The 17,893-nt window shown below is 47.3% G+C and carries 18 protein-coding genes; 9 read left to right on the top strand and 9 right to left on the bottom strand.

All coding sequences use genetic code 11. The features are described from left to right. Nucleotides 1-316 precede the first annotated feature (316 nt). The 3 genes from IC229_RS20375 (at nt 317) to IC229_RS20385 (ending at nt 2,548) form a co-directional block, all read left to right on the top strand. Nucleotides 317-1,207, top strand: a complete 891-nt coding sequence (locus IC229_RS20375; RefSeq protein WP_190888857.1) for a geranylgeranylglycerol-phosphate geranylgeranyltransferase — start codon at nt 317-319, stop codon at nt 1,205-1,207. Nucleotides 1,208-1,285: 78 nt separating this feature from the next. Continuing rightward, complete coding sequence (locus IC229_RS20380) at nt 1,286-1,987, top strand: TapB family protein (protein WP_190888858.1); 702 nt, start codon at nt 1,286-1,288, stop codon at nt 1,985-1,987. 180 nt (nt 1,988-2,167) lie between these two features. Further along, complete coding sequence (locus tag IC229_RS20385; protein WP_190888859.1) at nt 2,168-2,548, top strand: MerC domain-containing protein; 381 nt, start codon at nt 2,168-2,170, stop codon at nt 2,546-2,548. 117 nt (nt 2,549-2,665) lie between these two features. Here the strand turns inward: IC229_RS20385 and IC229_RS20390 are convergent, their stop codons facing one another. Next, the gene (locus tag IC229_RS20390; protein ID WP_223834095.1) at nt 2,666-3,775 is read right to left on the bottom strand and encodes a cytochrome-c peroxidase; all 1,110 of its coding nucleotides are present in this window, start codon (nt 3,773-3,775) and stop codon (nt 2,666-2,668) included. Then, nucleotides 3,775-4,590 carry an MbnP family protein gene (locus IC229_RS20395; protein WP_190888860.1) on the bottom strand — a complete coding sequence of 272 codons (816 nt, stop codon included), beginning with the start codon at nt 4,588-4,590 and terminating at the stop codon, nt 3,775-3,777. Before IC229_RS20395 ends, IC229_RS20390 begins: the two co-directional genes overlap by 1 nt. Before the next feature lie 278 nt (nt 4,591-4,868). Between IC229_RS20395 and IC229_RS20400 the strand changes: the two genes are divergently transcribed. Both IC229_RS20400 and IC229_RS20405 read left to right on the top strand, forming a co-directional pair. Continuing rightward, a complete protein-coding gene (locus tag IC229_RS20400) occupies nt 4,869-5,300 on the top strand; it encodes a DUF2147 domain-containing protein (RefSeq protein ID WP_190888861.1) in 432 nt (143 codons plus the stop codon). A gap of 217 nt (nt 5,301-5,517) precedes the next feature. Continuing rightward, entirely contained in the window at nt 5,518-6,183 is a 666-nt protein-coding gene (locus IC229_RS20405) for a zinc metallopeptidase (RefSeq protein WP_190888862.1), read from the top strand. 93 nt (nt 6,184-6,276) lie between these two features. Here the strand turns inward: IC229_RS20405 and IC229_RS20410 are convergent, their stop codons facing one another. After that, on the bottom strand, nt 6,277-6,681 hold the full coding sequence (locus IC229_RS20410) for a phage holin family protein (protein WP_190888863.1): 405 nt from the start codon (nt 6,679-6,681) through the stop codon (nt 6,277-6,279). A 77-nt stretch (nt 6,682-6,758) separates the two neighbouring features. Between IC229_RS20410 and IC229_RS20415 the strand changes: the two genes are divergently transcribed. Next, nucleotides 6,759-7,490 (top strand): class I SAM-dependent methyltransferase, encoded by a 732-nt coding sequence (locus IC229_RS20415; protein ID WP_190888864.1) that lies wholly within the window; start codon nt 6,759-6,761, stop codon nt 7,488-7,490. A gap of 150 nt (nt 7,491-7,640) precedes the next feature. Beyond that, nucleotides 7,641-8,450, top strand: a complete 810-nt coding sequence (locus IC229_RS20420) for a hypothetical protein (protein WP_190888865.1) — start codon at nt 7,641-7,643, stop codon at nt 8,448-8,450. Here IC229_RS20420 and IC229_RS20425 read toward each other — a convergent pair. Together IC229_RS20425 and IC229_RS20430 are read right to left on the bottom strand one after the other, a co-directional pair. Beyond that, a complete protein-coding gene (locus tag IC229_RS20425; RefSeq protein ID WP_190888866.1) occupies nt 8,444-10,099 on the bottom strand; it encodes an amino acid permease in 1,656 nt (551 codons plus the stop codon). The genes IC229_RS20420 and IC229_RS20425 overlap by 7 nt on opposite strands. Before the next feature lie 151 nt (nt 10,100-10,250). Beyond that, nucleotides 10,251-10,799, bottom strand: coding sequence for a DUF4160 domain-containing protein (locus IC229_RS20430; protein ID WP_190888867.1), 549 nt, complete (start codon nt 10,797-10,799; stop codon nt 10,251-10,253). 203 nt (nt 10,800-11,002) lie between these two features. Between IC229_RS20430 and gldA the strand changes: the two genes are divergently transcribed. Next, on the top strand, nt 11,003-11,920 hold the full coding sequence (gldA, locus tag IC229_RS20435) for a gliding motility-associated ABC transporter ATP-binding subunit GldA (RefSeq protein WP_190888868.1): 918 nt from the start codon (nt 11,003-11,005) through the stop codon (nt 11,918-11,920). A 96-nt stretch (nt 11,921-12,016) separates the two neighbouring features. On the opposite strand, the gene IC229_RS20440 is transcribed toward gldA, so the two are convergent. After that, nucleotides 12,017-12,550: a DUF4136 domain-containing protein gene (locus IC229_RS20440; protein WP_190888869.1), complete on the bottom strand. Its 534-nt coding sequence runs from the start codon at nt 12,548-12,550 to the stop codon at nt 12,017-12,019. Nucleotides 12,551-12,674: 124 nt separating this feature from the next. Further along, nucleotides 12,675-13,715 (bottom strand): 3-dehydroquinate synthase, encoded by a 1,041-nt coding sequence (aroB, locus tag IC229_RS20445; protein WP_190888870.1) that lies wholly within the window; start codon nt 13,713-13,715, stop codon nt 12,675-12,677. A gap of 88 nt (nt 13,716-13,803) precedes the next feature. Here aroB and IC229_RS20450 point away from each other — a divergent pair, with 88 nt between their 5' ends. Beyond that, nucleotides 13,804-15,045: an MFS transporter gene (locus IC229_RS20450; protein WP_190888871.1), complete on the top strand. Its 1,242-nt coding sequence runs from the start codon at nt 13,804-13,806 to the stop codon at nt 15,043-15,045. A gap of 58 nt (nt 15,046-15,103) precedes the next feature. On the opposite strand, the gene IC229_RS20455 is transcribed toward IC229_RS20450, so the two are convergent. Both IC229_RS20455 and IC229_RS20460 read right to left on the bottom strand, forming a co-directional pair. Further along, entirely contained in the window at nt 15,104-16,426 is a 1,323-nt protein-coding gene (locus tag IC229_RS20455) for a serine hydrolase domain-containing protein (protein WP_190888872.1), read from the bottom strand. Nucleotides 16,427-16,568: 142 nt separating this feature from the next. Further along, on the bottom strand, nt 16,569-17,726 hold the full coding sequence (locus IC229_RS20460; RefSeq protein WP_190888873.1) for a pyridoxal phosphate-dependent aminotransferase: 1,158 nt from the start codon (nt 17,724-17,726) through the stop codon (nt 16,569-16,571). Between the last annotated feature and the right edge of the window lie 167 nt (nt 17,727-17,893).

Genomic DNA, 17,893 nt, shown 5'->3' on the forward strand with positions numbered 1-17,893 from the left:
ATATTTTTTTGACCCTTTCGTGCTACTCTCATCCAGTAGCCTTTTCTCCCTGCTTTAAAATCCGTATTTTTGACAATAAATAACAGATTTTAGGCGCTGTTCTAAATCGTCGCTGACGAAACTATATAGTTCTTTCTTAACCTAGAATGTAATAATTGATTTTACGGTTTCTTGTAGAAGAAACCTATTTATGAATGTTTTGTAACCTTTATTTGGTGATATTAATTTCGATTCAGGTTTAGTTATTGCTTTAGTTGGCCTGGCTGCTAACGACGTAGCGCTTTCGATATAAATTCAATTGCTTTTTAAGACGATCATGTTAGTGCGTCATCCTGTACCTTTTTCAGCGTTTACATTTGGCTTTCTGCGGCTCATTCGGGTGCAGAATTTGCTGATTGTGACGTTGACGCAGGTTCTGGCGCGCGTTTTTCTGGTTGGCCCCCGACCGGATGCCCTTTATACCAGCCATCTGCGACTGCTGATCGACCCAACGCTCTGGCTGCTATCCCTCTCAACGGTTTGTATTGCTGCGGCTGGTTATATTATCAACGATTACTTCGATATTAAGATCGACCTCATTAATAAACCGGAGCGGGTTGTCATTGGGCGCTACCTCAAACGGCGGATCGCGATGGGTGTTCATCAGGTATTCAACGTATTAGGTTGTGTGATAGGACTTTATCTGAGTAAATGGGTGTTTCTGGCCGACGTGTTGTCGGTGACGCTGTTGTGGTTTTATTCAGCGCAGTTCAAACGGCAACCGCTGGTTGGTAATATTATTGTTTCGCTGCTAACAGCGCTCTCGTTGATTGTAGTGGCTGTTTATTACCGGCAGAATACGGATATGCTGCTGATTTACGCTCTGTTTTCGTTTGGAATTTCGCTCATTCGCGAAATCATAAAAGATATGCAGGATATCCGGGGCGACGCTCGTTTTGGTTGCCGGACATTGCCCATCGTATGGGGCCTTCGACGTACTAAATATCTGCTTTACGTATTGATTAGCGCCTTCATTATCAGTCTCTTATTTATCGCTCTTTCACTCCATAACTTCCGGCTAAACGCCATCTTCCTACTGTTGCTTATGCCGTTGTCATGGCTTGTTTATAAGCTTGTATTGGCTGATAAACGCCGTGATTTTGGCTACCTGAGCAATCTCTGCAAACTCATTATGCTGCTTGGCGTAGTGAGTATGATATGGGCCTAAATGCCGTTAACTCAATCGTTTCGGTAATCAATAGCGACTTAGGCTAGCTTTGCTACATCAATTAAATTCGCATCATTTATGAGAACGCTTTTTGTTGCGCTACTGCTGACGGTGGCCGTACTACGTAATGGTCTGGCTCAGGATTGTCTGGGTTTTACGTTCAAAAAAGGAGCCAGTTTTGAAATGAGTACCTTCAGTGCCAAGGATAAACCTACGGGCAAAATCCAGTATGAAGTGAAAGACGTGAAGAAAGAAGGACCTTCAACCATCATCGACATGATGGCTGTCTTTCAGGATGATAAAGGGAATCAACGACCGCCTTTCAACATTCGCTACACGTGTACTGGTAACGAATTGATTGCCGATATGTCGGGCATGATGCAGGCCATGCAGACTACGGCGATGAAGGATGCAGAAATGAAAATGAAGGCGAATAAACTTGTCTACCCGGGTAAATTCAGCGTAGGGCAAAAACTGAGCGATGGGCAGATGGAAGTCGAAATGGTAAGCAGCGGATCAACCATGATGACGATGAATATGGTCATGACCAATCGGCAGGTTGAAGGCCAGGAGTCGCTGACTACACCTGCTGGTACGTTCAGTACGTACAAAATCACGTCAGACACGAGTTTTGAGAGCCGGGTGATGGGTATACCCATCCGTAATTCGATGAAGACGGTTTCGTATCGAGCTGAAAACCAGATTCTGGACGTAAAGGCTGAGACATATAACAAAAACGGCAAACTAATGGGCTATACGTTGTTGACGAAAGCCCAATAATATATGAAGTATGATGTATGAGCTATGATTAGATAGCATCTGACCATTCCAGCCATAACTCACATTTCATACTTTATACATCCTACACCCTAACTTTTTTTCTCTTTGCGCAACTTTGTTGCAAAAAAGTGAGTTGAAGGGAAGTACGTTCGCGAAAAGCATCGTATTTTTGCCTTATCTATGAAAGCAGATATCCTAGAGCGCAAAGCCGATTACATTGGCATCACCGGTTCCGTACTGTGCATTATCCACTGTCTCATTACGCCCATGCTGTTAATGACGACATCTTTTTTTCAGGATGACCAGCTACGTATTGGTTTCCTCAGCCTTGATTACGTCTTCATCATTGTCAATATCATCGCCGTTTACTTCGCTACCCGGCATTACGCTCCGTTGGGCATTAAACGGGCACTTTGGGGCTTTCTGATCTTGTTTGCCTTCGCCATCGTTCTGGAAGATGTGAACGAAATCTTCGAATATCTCGGCTACGCTGCCTCAGCCGGCCTTGTTGTTACACATCTTCTGAATATTCGTCAGCACCGATTGAATCACGTGCACTAGTCTAAACCAGGATTTAGCAGATTTAGGGATTATCTGGATTTTGTTAATTGATCAAACGCTTCTTTGAAGCGAAACAAAATCCAGATAATCCCTAAATCTGCTAAATCCCGGTTCAGGTCAATTCGGCGCGAATGCCCGATTACTAATAAACGTATCGTCAGATAACGTTTTCAGGAAGGCGACGAGTTGCCTTTTTTCAGTATCGGTGATGGCGATGCCGGGCTTTGCTTCCTTTTTGAGTAGTGGGTCGAGGGTAGGGCTGTCGGTAACGCCCGTTCGGTAGTGTTCAACGACATCTTCCAACCTAATGAAACGCCCGTCGTGCATATACGGAAGCGTTCGATCGACGTTTCGAAGGCTAGGGACTTTAAATTTCAATCGGTCGGCTTCGTTCAACGTAATGGTATAACGTCCCTGGTCTTTGATTGGGCCCATCGGTAGCCCGTTGTTCCGATAACTTTTGTCGGTAAACAAATCCGTGGCGTGGCAACCAGAGCATTTCTGCTGAAACAGATTTAAGCCTGCCAGTTCATCGGGCGTTAATTCGCCACCCACTTCGTTGCGAACGTACTTATCATAACGGCTATCTGCTGAAACCAGCGTTAGCATGAACTGCGAGAGCGCTTTCAGAAAACGCGCGCTGGTGATCGTATCGGAACCAAAAGCAGTTTTAAACAATGACTTGTATTTAGGAATTTTCTGAACGCGACTCAGCGCCGTAGAAAACAACAAATCCATTTCCACCGGATTTTGGATCGGCGACATGGGCAATACGTCCAGATTGGTAACACCACCATCCCAGAAAAACTCCTGATCCCAGGCCAGATTTTGCAGTCCCGGTACGTTCCGTGTTCCCGTTTTACTATCAATGCCGTGGCTCAGCGGATGGTCGGAGTGGGCGAAACCGGCAAACTGCTGGTGACAGAACCCGCAGCTGATGGTGCTGTCGCGTGAGAGCTGAGGATCGTAGAATAGCGTCTTTCCCAGAGCTATACCTTCGACGGTCAGCGGATTTTGGCTTAACGCATAAACGGGTTTGGGGAAGTTGGCAGGTTGACGTAACGTAACAGGCGTTGTCTGATAAACAGTACCACCACCGGTCGGCGGATCGGGGTCTGGTGTCGGATCAACCGTTTTCTGCGTCTGACAGGCAATCGATAACCCAAACAGACCCAGGCCGACGGCCATTCCGATACGTTTCGTCAGTTGAATATCCAATCGCATCATTAGTTAGCCTGCATTCGCTCGTAACGTATCATTTGCGCATAATTATCAGCAATGCTCGTCGAATACGTTTCGAACATCACTGACGGATACCTGGCAATACTGAGCTTTGTAGAGCCATCGAATAACTTCAGCACATCAGTCGTTAACTGTACCGTGGGTGTAGAAGCCGACCCAACGCTGATAACATCCGAGCGGAACGGCAACGTAACAGTACGTAAATTATTGATGGTTTTCTTGCCGTTATAGCCCCCGCCGAAACCGCCAATGTGGTAGAAAAACTGATTATTCTGGGTATCGGGTACGGCTTTCGAAATTCCTTCCAGCTTCACAAAAATATACCCAGAATTCCAGTCCCAATACATAGGATCGTGGGTGGCAATTCCTGGATCGAGGACGCCCGTTCGTTTGCTGATGTCGGCCAGGCTACGTAGGCTATCTACGCCAATCATAAAGCTTATGCCGGTATAATTACCAACTGGCAGATTGTTCAACGTAACGGTTTGTGAAGCGGGCCGACTTTCCTCGACCAGAAAATAACTACTGTCCTGCGGCACTACGTAGTCGGTGCCATCGCTTTTCCGAAGCCGAATGTTACTAACGTAGTAATTAAATTTAGTAATAGTAAACGATTCGCCTGAAGCATTCTGGTAATTGTTGTTCGTCAGTTTTAAATCTGATGTTCCTACTACGTTATCGAAAACCAGCCGCAACTTGCCAGATTGGTCAGAAAACGCCGTATCAGGCGTATCGCAGGCAGCAAAAGCCAGGGCGAGGCAACTGCAAATCAGCCAGCTAAACGTAGTAGTACGTATCATGGTGTTTCTTAACCGATTTAGTTGGGGCAACGGAGGTGCTACGTACTAGTAACGCAAACAGGTGCAAAATCATGTAAGCCTTTATACGAATTTAATCTGTTTATGTATCCAATTGATATAGAATGGATTCTTTAAAAATATTTAATCTATAATATTTGTGGAATAAGAAAATTCATGCTTAATTTTATATTCCCGTTACGCAAAATATGCCAATGCCGTAGCCGGATTACCCGATGATTTTTTTGCAATAGTCAGCTCGTAAACCGACAAGACACTTCATGACATTCTTCCGTAACTTTAACTATCGCAACTGGTACATTTTCAGCCTTTTGTTGCTAAGTCTGCTGCCCGTAACCAGCAAATCGTCCAACGATCATACCGCCGATCAGATTCTGGGGCGTTGGTTGTTTCCGGCAAAAGGGTCGAGTGTTGAAGTGTATCGGAATGGTGATCGCTATTTTGCGCGCATCGCTGATGTAAGCACTACGGGAAGCCAGGTGTTTGGTCTGGAAAAAGACCAGTTGTTGATGCGCGATCTGGTTTTCGACGGAAAAGGCTGGACAGGTGGTGAACTGATTCACCCAAAAACCGGTCATCATTTTGGCGTCGAGCTGAAAATGGTTGATGCACAGACGATGACGGCAACGGTGTACAAAGGTTACCGCTGGCTTCATAAAGAATTTGTGCTGACCCGGCCCACAAAAGTTTGAATCTTCCTCTCTTTTATAGATAAGGGCGTCACGCATAACTGGGTGACGCCCGTTTGTTTTTCGGCTGGTTGAATGGACGCTGGCCGTGATAAATGGAATTTGTTGGGGATACTTTTTCGTGAGAATAGTTGTTTTACTATTGACGGGCAATTTGATGGCCTGTCTATGAGAAAACCAAAAACCTGACTAACAAACAATGATTTCACCCTGGATAATAATGATTCTTATCTTCGGCCTCAGCGCGCTTGTGAGCTGGCGGTTACGAAGTAAATTCAATGAATACTCGCAAATTGGTCTGAGTAACGGGCTGAGTGGCGCCGAAATAGCTCAGAAAATGCTACGTGAAAATGGCATATCCGACGTCCGTGTGTTATCGGTGGAAGGTATGTTAACGGACCATTATAACCCACAGGATAAAACCGTGAACCTAAGCGCCGACGTCTATTACGGACGAAGCGTAGCAGCGGCTGCTGTGGCCTCGCACGAGTGCGGTCACGCTGTTCAGCATAAAGTGGCTTATGGACCGTTGAAGTTGCGTTCGGCGATGGTGCCTGTACTGACGGTTTCGTCGCAGTATTTGCAATGGATTCTGCTGGCAGGTATTTTCCTGTTGCAGACGACGCCTATTCCACTGGCGATTGGCGTAGTGCTGTTCGCCCTCACTACGTTGTTTAGCTTTGTTACGTTGCCGGTAGAGTTCGACGCGAGCCGTCGGGCATTGGCCTGGATTCAGAACAATGGCGTAGTCAATTCCCGCGAATATGGTTTTGCAAAAGACGCCCTTTGGTGGGCAGCTATGACCTATGTAGTGGCAGCCCTGGGTTCGCTTGCTACGTTGCTTTACTACGCCAGCCTATTACTGGGTGGTCGACGTAGCGACTAACGTAGCGCTATAAACGAGCTATAAAATAAAAACGGGAACGTAGTGAACGTTTTACTTTGCTACGTTCCCGTTCTTTTGTTACGTTCGGTTCTATCAGACAAAAAGTCGCTGGCTAATATACAGTAGCGCTTCCTGTCCGGTTGCTTGGTTCATCTCAGGTGTCGGTGCTGATCGGTCAATTAACATTCCTGCAACAGCGACGGCCAGTGCAATAACGAGCGCAGGCCAGAATCCGACAATCGTAAAACTATCCATAAAATTGTCAATGAGTTTCAGCAGCAATGCCGTAACTATTATACGTACTATACCCGTCAGCAGAAAGAGCGTGACTAAATTGAGTGGAAAGCGAATGAGCCAGCCCACCAGAAAATTGAGCAAAGCGAGTATCAATGCAATCAGCAAGGCTGTTCCGAAACTTTTTACCTCGACCTGAGGCATGATGTACGCTAAACCGAAAATAACGGCCGCATCGAGCAGTAAGTGTAGGATGAGATTCATAAAATGGGGAGAATTGTTTTTCTGAACAACCGCTTTAGGCTCAGGATGGTTTAGGATTATAGATAAACAAAATGGCTATGATACGTCTCTGGGTTTTGCTGTTCGTGTTGCTGATGGCCTGCGAACGGGGTTCATCACAACAACAATCGACGGCGTCTGTTCCGACCGATTCCTCAAAAGTGTACCGATTTGGTGAAGCCAGCCGCGATGGCATTGGCAAAATTTACCGGGGACGCGAAATTGCGCAGGTGATGGGCCACCTCGGCGCGGCCTGGCTCGAACGGCCGGAGCGCGAGCAGGAGGAACGTACTGATCTGCTACTCAAAGCGCTCAACCTGAAACCTACCGACGTAGTGGCCGACATTGGCGCTGGTACGGGGTTCTTTTCGTTTCAGATGGCGCCCGAAGTACCGAAAGGGAAAGTTTTGGCTGTAGATATCCAGCCCGAAATGATTACGTATCTGAACGAAGGCAAAGCCAAACGTAACATTACCAACGTAACACCAATCCTCGGTACAGAATCTGATCCGAAACTACCTGCCAACAGCATCGATTTAGCTATAATGATCGACGCTTACCACGAATTTTCATACCCCCGCGAAATGACGGCGCATATCGCATCAGCCCTGAAACCAGGTGGACGTATCGTACTGGTTGAATATCGCGCTGAAGATCCTTCTGTACCGATTAAACCGCTTCATAAGCTGAGCGTAGCGCAGGCTACCAAAGAAATGAAAGCTGCCGGACTTCGCCTGCTAAAAACTGACAACCGGCTCCCGCAGCAACACATTATGTTTTTTGGGAAGTGAAAAACGAACGTAGCATTTCGAACCTATAGCGGCAGCGTTGTAGCCAGCCAGGCCAGCCTACAACGCTTTCATTCTCTGCGGTTAAAAAAATAGTATTACAACCTTTTTGAGTTTATCGGAATCTTCAGGGAAATTGTTCGGACAACTCATATGCGCTCATTCTACCTTCTTATCGGTGTTATCGTCGTACTATTTGGCTGTAAAAAAGATGATGGCGATTTGGTAGTTCCTGCACCTGTATACTCGCTTTCGGATTTACCAACCGAGTACAAACCTATTCAAAACGGTAGCGCCATAACCGGTCGATTAAAAAGTGAAATTCATATCGGGCAATTGAGTGGCGAATGGCGCTACAACCAACAGGGAAATTTGCTGGAAGGACGGCGATTTCGTTCGGGCGAACTGATGTCAGCTGACCAGTATTATTATGACGCAACCGGCCTATTACGCTTTATTCAACATTTTGAAAGTCCCTGCGTATATGCGAGTACTTATCTGTGTTCAGCTCCCGTAAAATGGAGTAGTTACGACGAGGTAGACGTAGACAATGCCAACCATATTCTGGAAAGCCGCACGTTTTTGAACAAGTCGGGCCAGTGGGAACTACGTAGCATAACCAATCACGTTTATGATCAGAATGGACGGCCCACGAAATTGCTACGTTATTCCGCCGACCGAAAACTGGCTTCAACGCAGGAATTTACGTACGATGGTGAGGGCAACATTATCAAAATGCGGGAAATCAACACGAACACAACGCCTGATCTTGCCGATCGAACGTATCAGTACACTTACGATAAAGCCCTAAACCCGTATATCGGCACAATTCACTACGTTTCTCCTTATTTCGTTAGCCGAAACATACAGTCATCACCCGGCACGACGTATGAGTATACAACTAAAGGCTACCCAGCCCGGATTCATTTTAACAACGTAGTGACTGAGTTGACATACTATTGACCTGCCAGCTTGCTTTTCCGGAAGCCGTAGGAGAAATAAATGACCAGACCGATCACCAGCCAGATCAGGAAGATGGCCCAGTTGGTGATGCCCAATTCGGTCATTAGATAAAGATTGGTCAGAATGCCCAGAATTGGCAGCAGCGAGAAATTATTCTGGAAAGCCAGCACAGATAACACGGCCCACGTAGCCCAGAAAACAAACAGCAATGGTTTCTCTTCCATCGTTGCCAGCCAGTCGCCAGCGTACAGAATGTAGCCAAACGCCAGAATGAACCCAATTCCAACCAGGAATTTGCCATTTACGTAGGGCACCCGAAATTTAGAGTATTCAGATATACCTTTGGCGTCGAGGTACAGAATGCCACCGCACACCAGAATAAAGGCGAAGAACGTACCAACGCTGGTGAGATCGATAAAGAATTGCATGTCGAGAAATAACGACGGAATGGCGACTACCAGACCCGTGATAATTGTAGCGAATGCTGGTGTTTTGAATTTCGGGTGAATTTCAGAGAACTTGGGCCAAAGCAGCCCATCACGGCTCATCGTCATCCAGATACGTGGCTGCCCCAACTGATACGCCAGCAGGGCGCTGGTAATGGCAACCACGGCGCTCACCGAGATGATGCCCGCCATGAAATTCAGATTCAGTTTCTGAAATACGTAAGCCAGCGGATCATCGACACCTAACTCCTTAAAATTGACCATGCCGGTCAGTACCAGTGTAATCAATACATAGAGAATCGTGCAGATGACGAGGCAGTAAATCATGGCACGGGGCAGATCGCGTTGAGGATTTTGACATTCTTCTGCTGTAGTCGAAATAGAGTCGAAACCGATAAACGCAAAAAACACGGACGCTACACCACTCAACACGCCACTCACGCCATTCGGGGCAAACGGTGACCAGTTGTCGGGTTTTATGTAGAAAACGCCCACAGCAATCACGAGCACAATCACGCACAGCTTCAGTACCACCAGCAGGTTGCTGGCGTTACGTGATTCTTTGATACCCACATACACCAATGCTGTTATCAGGACAGTAATCAAGCCCGCCGGTAAATCCATGATAATTTTCAGGCCCCCCAGGTTAGGCGCATTTTCGTAGGCCGTAGCGAGGGCCAATACGTTCTGAGGGAGTGCCGTAGCTGCTGGACGAGCGGCCTGTACCTGTTCGAACGCTCGGTGCGCCGACCCATAATCAGTAGCGAGCCAACCGGGAAATTTTATACCAAATCCCGACAGCATCGACGTGAAATATTCCGACCACGAAATGGCAACAACCATGTTCGAAACGGCATATTCGAGAATCAGCGCCCAGCCAATCACCCACGCGAAAATTTCACCGAACGATACGTATGCGTACGTATAGGCGCTGCCGCTCACCGGAACCGTACTGGCAAACTGAGCGTAACTCAGAGCCGTGAAAACGCAGGCAATGGCCGTAAATACAAACAGCAGCGACACCGCCGGTCCACCGTTGAAACTGGCCCGACCAATAGTGCTGAAAATACCGGCTCCAATAATAGCGGCAATCCCGAGCGAGGTCAAATCGCGGACGCCCAATACTTTCATTAAGTGCGACGTATCTCCTTTTTTGGCATCGCCGATAGCTTGCGTTACGGATTTTTTACGAAAAATGGACATGTAGCGAAGGGCAGAAAGGGTGTTTATTAGGCTTAAACGCTAAAAATAGACATTCTTTCCGGTTCTTCAATTTACTATGAGTACAGTTTATTGAGCCTAAAAAAAGCCCGTCATTGCTGACCGGGCTTCGATATAGGCTGAGCATTTACAATCACCCCTTGTAAATGTAGTTTTCAGGGAAACCTAATATATCCTGAATGTGATAAACCTCGTTACATTTTTCCCATGTAATACTGTCGCCATTCAATATAATCGGGTGGCGTCGATCAGAAGTGGGTACTTTCTTTAGGGAAGGAAAACGAGAGATAGGTAAAATGATTTCACGCCCGTCCTCTAGGTCAACCTGAAATTTCCCCACTTTGGGAAAACTAACCTTTTTGATTCGTGGCGTTACGCGGCCAAATCCTTCCATGTTTTTTTTCAGTTTTAGGGTTATGGCTTTTACTTTTTCGCCTTGCCGAACACGATTATACTGAGCTAGCAAGACCTCCTGATTTGCTTCTACCAACCGCACAACAGGATTTTGCTCTTTCTCTTTTAAATCTCCTACTTCGGCAAACGTAAGCGAATCAATCCAAATTTTAGCAACCTTGCCTTTAGTCTTTGTTTTGTAAACGTGCAGGTGTGAAGGTTCAGTTCCTATGATATCATACATGTAAGCGTAGAACGTCAAGAACTCATAAATGGCGATTTTGGGCATAATTTCCTGATATTACCTCCATTCGCGATTAGACTCAATTTTCTCAATTGGTTTCGCACGCTACGGTTTTATATTCAGGAATTACTTTATGCATAATCTACAGATGCACACTGCTCGTGGAAATTTTAATCGCTGCTATTTACTTTCGCTGTATGCCAGTTAGCAATTGGTTATCGTTCCTAGTTTAAGAAGTACTCGAACTTATGTCGATACAGGTCAAGAACCTTACGAAAGAATATAAAAATCAACGGGCCGTCGATCAGATTTCGCTGACCGTAAATCCGGGTGAAATAGTTGGTTTTCTAGGCCCAAATGGAGCCGGTAAATCCACCACCATGAAGATTGCAACGGGCTATCTACCGCCAACCGATGGCACGGTAGAAGTTAATGGATTCGACGTGCGGACGAATCCGATGGACGTTCGCCGAAGTGTCGGCTACTTGCCCGAACACAACCCACTTTATCTGGATTTATACGTAAAGGAATATTTGCGATTTGCGGGCTCGCTCCACGGCCTGAGTGGTACTACGTTACGTAATCGTATTGCTGACATGATTGAACTGGTTGGCTTAACTCGTGAGCAGCACAAACGTATCGGCCAATTATCGAAAGGGTATCGGCAGCGGGTGGGGCTTGCTCAGGCATTGCTTCATAATCCACCCGTCCTGATTCTGGACGAACCCACAACTGGCCTGGACCCCAATCAGCTTACCGAAATTCGACAGGTTATTCGGGATGTTGGGCGCGATAAAACTGTCATGTTTTCAACACACATCATGCAGGAAGTAGAGGCCATCTGCGACCGGGTGGTGATAATCAATCGGGGGCAGATTGTTGCCGATGGTTCGTTGAACGAACTACGTAGCGCATCTACCGGCGATCAGGTGAACGTAGTGGCTGAATTTGAAAGCGATTTAACAAACCCTGACGTACTGGTATCGGTGCCGGGTGTCGAACGTATTGAATCGTTGGGCGGAGGAAAGTACCGAATTTCAGCCGGTGCCACCACCGATTTGCGGGCCGCTATTTTTCGGCTCGCTGCCGATCAGCAACTGACGCTCGTTGGACTACGTCAGCAGGAAAATTCGCTGGAGGGTATTTTTAAGGAATTGACGAAGTAGGATTTAATGAAAAAGGTAAAATGAATAATGGATAATGTAAAACGGGTTTGCGAGGCCCATTCTGCATTATCCATTATTCATTTTATAGTAAAAACGCTACTTAGCCGATGCCATAAGCGGGTACTGATCGAAGATGGACCGGACGATACCCTTAAAGTAATTGTTCTTGAAATTCTGATTGCGCATCATTTTCGATGCGTAGCCTTTCCAGATAACCTGATACGACTCGGCATCGATCAGCGAAATCATCAGCGTGCCTTCGTCAAGGTTGTAATCGATACGTTTATACGTAGCATCGTCGTCTTCACGAACAACCCAGTCTTTCATAACCGGCTGCTGATAGCCCCGGAAACGCAGGTCTGAACGGAAAATATTATACGAGATCAGCAGATTGGGATTCCGGTTGCTTACCCGATACCCACGAGCCTCCATCTGGTGGCGGATGGCATCCTGAATATCGGAGCATAGAAGGGTCGAATCGACAAATTCGCACTCCAGGAAATTGAATGATTCGTAGTTTTTGAAATGGCCTTCGTAGCTATAGTCGTTTTCCACAAATAAGCGAGTCGGCGAACAGCCTGCCATCGCTACAACGGCCAGCGTAAACAGAATTCCAATGCACTTTTTCATACTCGCGATTGTAAAAGTTTTCGATCAATGATTAAGAAACTTAGTTTAGTTATCAGAGGTAACTTAGCGCTCAACCCAAATATAGAAGTAAATGTTTGGCAAACAATGGTATAGGCCAAATATTTTACTCCTTATTTAGGCCCCGGTAAAACTCCAGACCACGACGCATTTCACTCGCCGTAACAGTAATATCAAAGGCGCATTCGCCGGGACCACTGAGCAGCGACATCCGAACCTGACTGCCCCGATTTTTTTTATCCTGCAAGGTTAGTGCCAGAACCGGGTCGATATCGGTGTCGAGCAGACGTACCGTTCCATATACGGAAAACAGGTATTCTTCGATTTGCGTCAACAGCGATTGATCGATCATTTTTTTCTGGAAGGCAATATAAGCCTCAGCCACCATACCCACGGCGATAGCTTCACCATGTAGCAACCGCTTTCTTGGCTGATTCAGAAAGTACGTTTCTACCGCATGGCCCAGCGTATGGCCGAAGTTCAGGATTTTCCGCAATCCCTTTTCGGTTGGGTCTCGTGCGACTACTTTTTTCTTGACCTCAACCGAATGGGCCACCAGTACCGCCCAATCCTGTTCGGCAAGATCGCGTCGACGAATTTCGTCCCACATCTGGGCATCGGCTATAAGGCAGTGTTTGACAATTTCAGCAAAACCCGAGCGTAGCTCCCGCTCAGGCAACGTAGTAAGAAATTGTGGGTCAATCAGAACAGTTGTAGGCTGTTGAAATACGCCAATGTGATTCTTTAACCCCCGAAAATCAATGCCTAGCTTTCCACCCACACTTGCGTCTACCTGCGCCAGCAACGTAGTGGGCAACTGCGCAAAGGCGATTCCACGCTTATACGTAGCAGCACAAAAACCACCCATATCGCCAATAACTCCCCCGCCCAGATTCAGCACGAGTGCGTGCCGGTCGAAGTTGGCGCGTGTGAGGCCATCCCAGATCAATTCGCACGTAGCGATGTGCTTTTGTTCTTCTCCAGCTTTAATACGAATGAGCGTATGCTTTGATAATAAAGGTTTTAGCTCAGGATAACAAAACCGCGCGGTATGGCTGTCGACAATAACAGCGATGTCAGAAAAGTCGTGAGCGTCCAGAAAAGCGGGCAGGCTTTCGGTAAGTGGGGCGATGGTTACAGTAGACATGGTGTAAAATTACGTTTGCTACCCGTTGGGAAGACGATAACGGCGTAAGTATTTTTGTTTTGCCCCAAAAACTTGTTCTCCCTGTTACATGAAAGTCCGCTACCAGGTTCTCTCCGGTTTATTTCTTCTCTCAACCATTACGTACCTCGACCGCGTCTGTATGAACGTAGTGAGTAAATACGTAAAAGCCGACCTTGACCTTGATAACGAGGAATTTGGCTGGATTCTGGGATCGTTTTCGCTCGCTTACGCACTTTTCGAAATACCAACCGGTTCACTTGGCGATAAAATCGGTCCCCGGCGTGTGTTAACACGTGTTGTCTTATGGTGGTCGGGATTTACCGCGCTGACAGGCACGGCTTTTAATTTTCTGTACCTACTGGTAGTACGTTTTCTGTTTGGCGCAGGCGAAGCGGGGGCTTACCCAAACGCGTCGATAGTAATTGCCCGCTGGTTTCCGGCGGTTGAAGTTGGTCGGGCGCAGTCGGTGATTTGGGCCGCCGGACGGCTGGGTGGCGCTTTGACACCTCTGCTCGTGATTCCGCTCGTGCATTGGGCGGGCTGGCGATGGGCATTTGGCGTACTGGGAATAATGGGTGTTTTGTGGGCTATTGGCTGGTACGTCTGGTTTCGGGATGAACCCTCCGAAAAAAATGGTATAAGTGAGGTAGAGGTCCAGACGATTGAAGCGACACGTAGCCTAAAACATACCGACCACCGCATTCCCTGGACGACCATCATCCGCAACCCTGATTTGTGGGCACTGATGCTGATGTGTCACCTGTTTTTCTACGGCTCCTATTTTTTCACAAACTGGTCGTCGGTATATTTCCAGGAAGGACGCGGCCTGACCGAAGACCAGACGAAGAATTTTATTTCGCTCTCCTATTTTCTTGGTGCCATCGGCTGCCTGACGGGCGGATTCCTCAGCGACGTATTGACCAAGCGCTATGGCCTCAAAATTGGTCGTCGGGCGGTTGGCGTTGGCGGGCTGGGGCTGTCGAGCCTGTTTTTTCTACTCGCTGGACTAACCCCAGATAATGAGATGGCGGGTTATCTGCTGGCAGTGTGCGTATTGCTGAAAGATTTGGCCTTGCCCGTAGCGTTTGCCGTCTGTGTAGATATTGGGCAACGTAACGCCGGAACAGTGGCGGGTTCAATGAACTTTGCTGGACAACTCGGTGGTTTTTTCATCACCATCCTGTTCGGAATGATTGTCAAAAACACCGGTAACTTCAATTATCCGCTCTTTATGATTGCTGGTTGCCTGTTAGTCAGCGCCCTGCTCTGGCTACGTATTGATCCTACTCGCACGGTAACAATACGTTGAGTTTTGCTACGTAACAACAGAACCGTACGGGCCACCCGTACGGTTCTGTTGTTACGTTCTAATCGTCCAGCGCCTGATACACTAGTACGTCGAATTTGCGGTCGAGTTCCCCGCCATACGTAGTTCCCCACATTTGTTTCATCAGGACTATGGCAATTTTCTCTTTCGGGTCTGCGATGTAGTGCGTACTGAAAGCCCCACCCCACGCGAACGTACCGACACTGTTCAGGTCATTGGCGTGACCCTTTTCGCCGATAACGCGAAAACCCAAACTGAAATAGTTGCCAGCTTCCGGAAACAGTGTACCGCTTTGATCACTTTGGGTAAACAGTTCGACTCCTTTACGACTCAAAAGTCGCTTGCCATTATACACGCCATTGTTGAGTAACATTTGCAGGAAAATGGCGTAGTCATAAGCCGTGCTTGATAAGCCGCCACCGCCCGAAAAATACGATTTCGCTCCGTTAATAGGATAATCTGGATCAGCCGCCAACCCACGATTGGGGGCTAGTTTAACTAATTTTTTCTGCTCATTATTATCCGAATACAGCGGTATGAGTCGGTCTTTTTTGGAATCGGGTAGATAAAAATACGTGTCTTTCATGCCCAGCGGCTCGAAAATGCGTGTCTGGAAAAACTGGTCTAGCGGCATACCCGAAACTACCTCAACCAGATAACCCAGTACGTCGATACTCATTCCATATGTCCATTTTTCGCCCGGCTGGTGGTTAAGCGGCAGTTTGGCCAGTTTCTTCACCATATCCCCAATTTTGACGTTCTCGGTCGTAAACGCATCGATAATACCACCAGCCTTTGTATAAATGCCCCGCATCCTTGGGTCGCTGGCAATCACGTTGTAGTTGATGCCCGACATGTGCGTGAGCAGGTGACGTACCGTGATTTCACGCTTGGCCGGAACGGTTGTATACGTACTGTCTTTCTCATTGAATTTATCGAGCACAACGGGTTTGGCGAACTCAGGAATGTATTTGCTGATGGGGTCGTCGAGCATGATTTTACTTTCTTCATGCAGCATCATCACGGCCAGCGACGTAATGGCTTTGGTCATCGATGCAATTCGGTAAATACCATCTTTGGCGAGCGGTTTATCCGAATCAAGATCGGCTTTACCAAAGGATTTGTAATACACAATTTTGCCGTTACGTACCACAATGGCGCCAACACCCGGAAACGCCCCTTTGTCGATGTACGATTGAATAAGACCGTCGAGTTTATTGAGTCGTTCGGCGGAGAACCCGGCGGTTTCGGGAGCAGCCTGGGATAAAATTGGAGGATTCTGTTTGGTTGCGGTTTGCGCATACACCGACAACGTAGTGGCTATAATAAACAGCCCGGAACGTAGCGTAGACTTTAGAAACATACAGGAAAGTGTTAGGCGATAACTAGCCGGAAAGTTAATGAATAGTCGCTAACGTATCGACGCAAAAACAAGGTAGCGGAAAATAAGCCGTTGCCTATCTTCCGCTACCTTGTTTTGTGGCACGCCAGTCCGGCCGCATTACTTACGAAACCACTTTCAATGCGTCAGCAAATGCCTGCATCTGTGGCATAGTTCCGAGGCTCACACGGCACCAGTATTGGCCATCAAATTTCCACTGGCGGATACTTACACTCTGATTCATCATCCGGCTCACGAAATCTTCACCCTTCATCCGAATTGGGAAGAGTACGAAATTTGTGCCCGATGGCAGATACGTATAGCCGTTGGTTTTTAACGTATTGTATAAAAATTCTCTGGCTTCCAATCCTTTACTCAACGAGAATTTGATGAAATCTTCATCTGTATAACAGGCCAGACCGGCACGTAGCGTCGTCATGGTCAGACCGCCGGGGCCACCGCCCCATTTGCTGATGGCCGCCAACGTATCAGGCTGACCAACCAGATAACCCAATCGCAGACCGGCCATGCCGTAGATTTTTGAGAACGTACGCGCAACCAGTACGTCCTGTCCTTTTTTTACATTTTCAATAACCGAAAACTTCTTCGGATCGCTGGTGTAATGAATGTACGCTTCATCGACAAACACCGGTTTCTTAGCCGATACGCGGTCCACAAAGGCACGTAACGCGACGGGGTCGATGGTAACGCCGGTTGGGTTGTTGGGGTTGTTGATGTACATCAGGCTGGTGTTGTCGCCCACACGCTTTTCCATCTCAGCCAGATTATGATCGTAGTTGCCAGCCGTCAAAGGTACTTTTTCCCATTTCGAACCATGTTGTACAGCAGCTTTCATTAATTGTTCATAGGTAGGGTCGGCCGAGATGATGCTACCGCCTGGTTTTTTGTAGCTGTAGTACATCGCTGCCGCTACCAGCAATGAACCCGAACCCGGCGCCAGTAGAATTTGCTCTTCCGATACGCCTTCCTGCTCAGAAATCATTTTCCGCAATTGAGCGGCATAGTTGAATGGATACAGATACCCGTCGGTTGCCGCTTCTGAAATAGCTTTCAACGCCTTGGGTGATGGGCCGTATGGGTTCTCATTCGCCGACAGCCGGGCTTTGAGTACCCCCCCTTTTGGTGGCATTGCCGGGGCCAGTTCGGGAGCGTCGAGCCAGGGCTCACAATATGCATTATGCGATAGAAGTGATGGAGCTGTTACGGCTCCGGCGCTTATCATCAGGCTGCTTTTTAGCCAATTACGACGGTTGAAATTCATGAGTTTTCTTGATGAATATGAAGGTTGTAGAATCGGTTGATAATGAAGCTGTTCAAACTTTTGAGACTAGTGTCATAATGAGCGTTTTTGTCATGCTGACCGGGCCGCCGGAGCGGGAACGAAGCATCTTAAGGTTCCCTGATTAGCTCATTGAGATACTTTAAGAT

It is taken from the genome of Spirosoma profusum (genome assembly GCF_014699005.1).
Lineage (GTDB): Bacteria > Bacteroidota > Bacteroidia > Cytophagales > Spirosomataceae > Spirosoma > Spirosoma profusum.

Coding starts and splice junctions, on each gene's coding strand:
- IC229_RS20375 (WP_190888857.1), top strand. CDS start 317: ATGTTAGTGCGTCATCCTGTACCTTTTTCAGCGTTTACATTTGGCTTT.
- IC229_RS20380 (WP_190888858.1), top strand. CDS start 1,286: ATGAGAACGCTTTTTGTTGCGCTACTGCTGACGGTGGCCGTACTACGT.
- IC229_RS20385 (WP_190888859.1), top strand. CDS start 2,168: ATGAAAGCAGATATCCTAGAGCGCAAAGCCGATTACATTGGCATCACC.
- IC229_RS20390 (WP_223834095.1), bottom strand. CDS start 3,775: ATGATGCGATTGGATATTCAACTGACGAAACGTATCGGAATGGCCGTC.
- IC229_RS20395 (WP_190888860.1), bottom strand. CDS start 4,590: ATGATACGTACTACTACGTTTAGCTGGCTGATTTGCAGTTGCCTCGCC.
- IC229_RS20400 (WP_190888861.1), top strand. CDS start 4,869: ATGACATTCTTCCGTAACTTTAACTATCGCAACTGGTACATTTTCAGC.
- IC229_RS20405 (WP_190888862.1), top strand. CDS start 5,518: ATGATTCTTATCTTCGGCCTCAGCGCGCTTGTGAGCTGGCGGTTACGA.
- IC229_RS20410 (WP_190888863.1), bottom strand. CDS start 6,681: ATGAATCTCATCCTACACTTACTGCTCGATGCGGCCGTTATTTTCGGT.
- IC229_RS20415 (WP_190888864.1), top strand. CDS start 6,759: ATGATACGTCTCTGGGTTTTGCTGTTCGTGTTGCTGATGGCCTGCGAA.
- IC229_RS20420 (WP_190888865.1), top strand. CDS start 7,641: ATGCGCTCATTCTACCTTCTTATCGGTGTTATCGTCGTACTATTTGGC.
- IC229_RS20425 (WP_190888866.1), bottom strand. CDS start 10,099: ATGTCCATTTTTCGTAAAAAATCCGTAACGCAAGCTATCGGCGATGCC.
- IC229_RS20430 (WP_190888867.1), bottom strand. CDS start 10,799: ATGCCCAAAATCGCCATTTATGAGTTCTTGACGTTCTACGCTTACATG.
- gldA (WP_190888868.1), top strand. CDS start 11,003: ATGTCGATACAGGTCAAGAACCTTACGAAAGAATATAAAAATCAACGG.
- IC229_RS20440 (WP_190888869.1), bottom strand. CDS start 12,550: ATGAAAAAGTGCATTGGAATTCTGTTTACGCTGGCCGTTGTAGCGATG.
- aroB (WP_190888870.1), bottom strand. CDS start 13,715: ATGTCTACTGTAACCATCGCCCCACTTACCGAAAGCCTGCCCGCTTTT.
- IC229_RS20450 (WP_190888871.1), top strand. CDS start 13,804: ATGAAAGTCCGCTACCAGGTTCTCTCCGGTTTATTTCTTCTCTCAACC.
- IC229_RS20455 (WP_190888872.1), bottom strand. CDS start 16,426: ATGTTTCTAAAGTCTACGCTACGTTCCGGGCTGTTTATTATAGCCACT.
- IC229_RS20460 (WP_190888873.1), bottom strand. CDS start 17,726: ATGAATTTCAACCGTCGTAATTGGCTAAAAAGCAGCCTGATGATAAGC.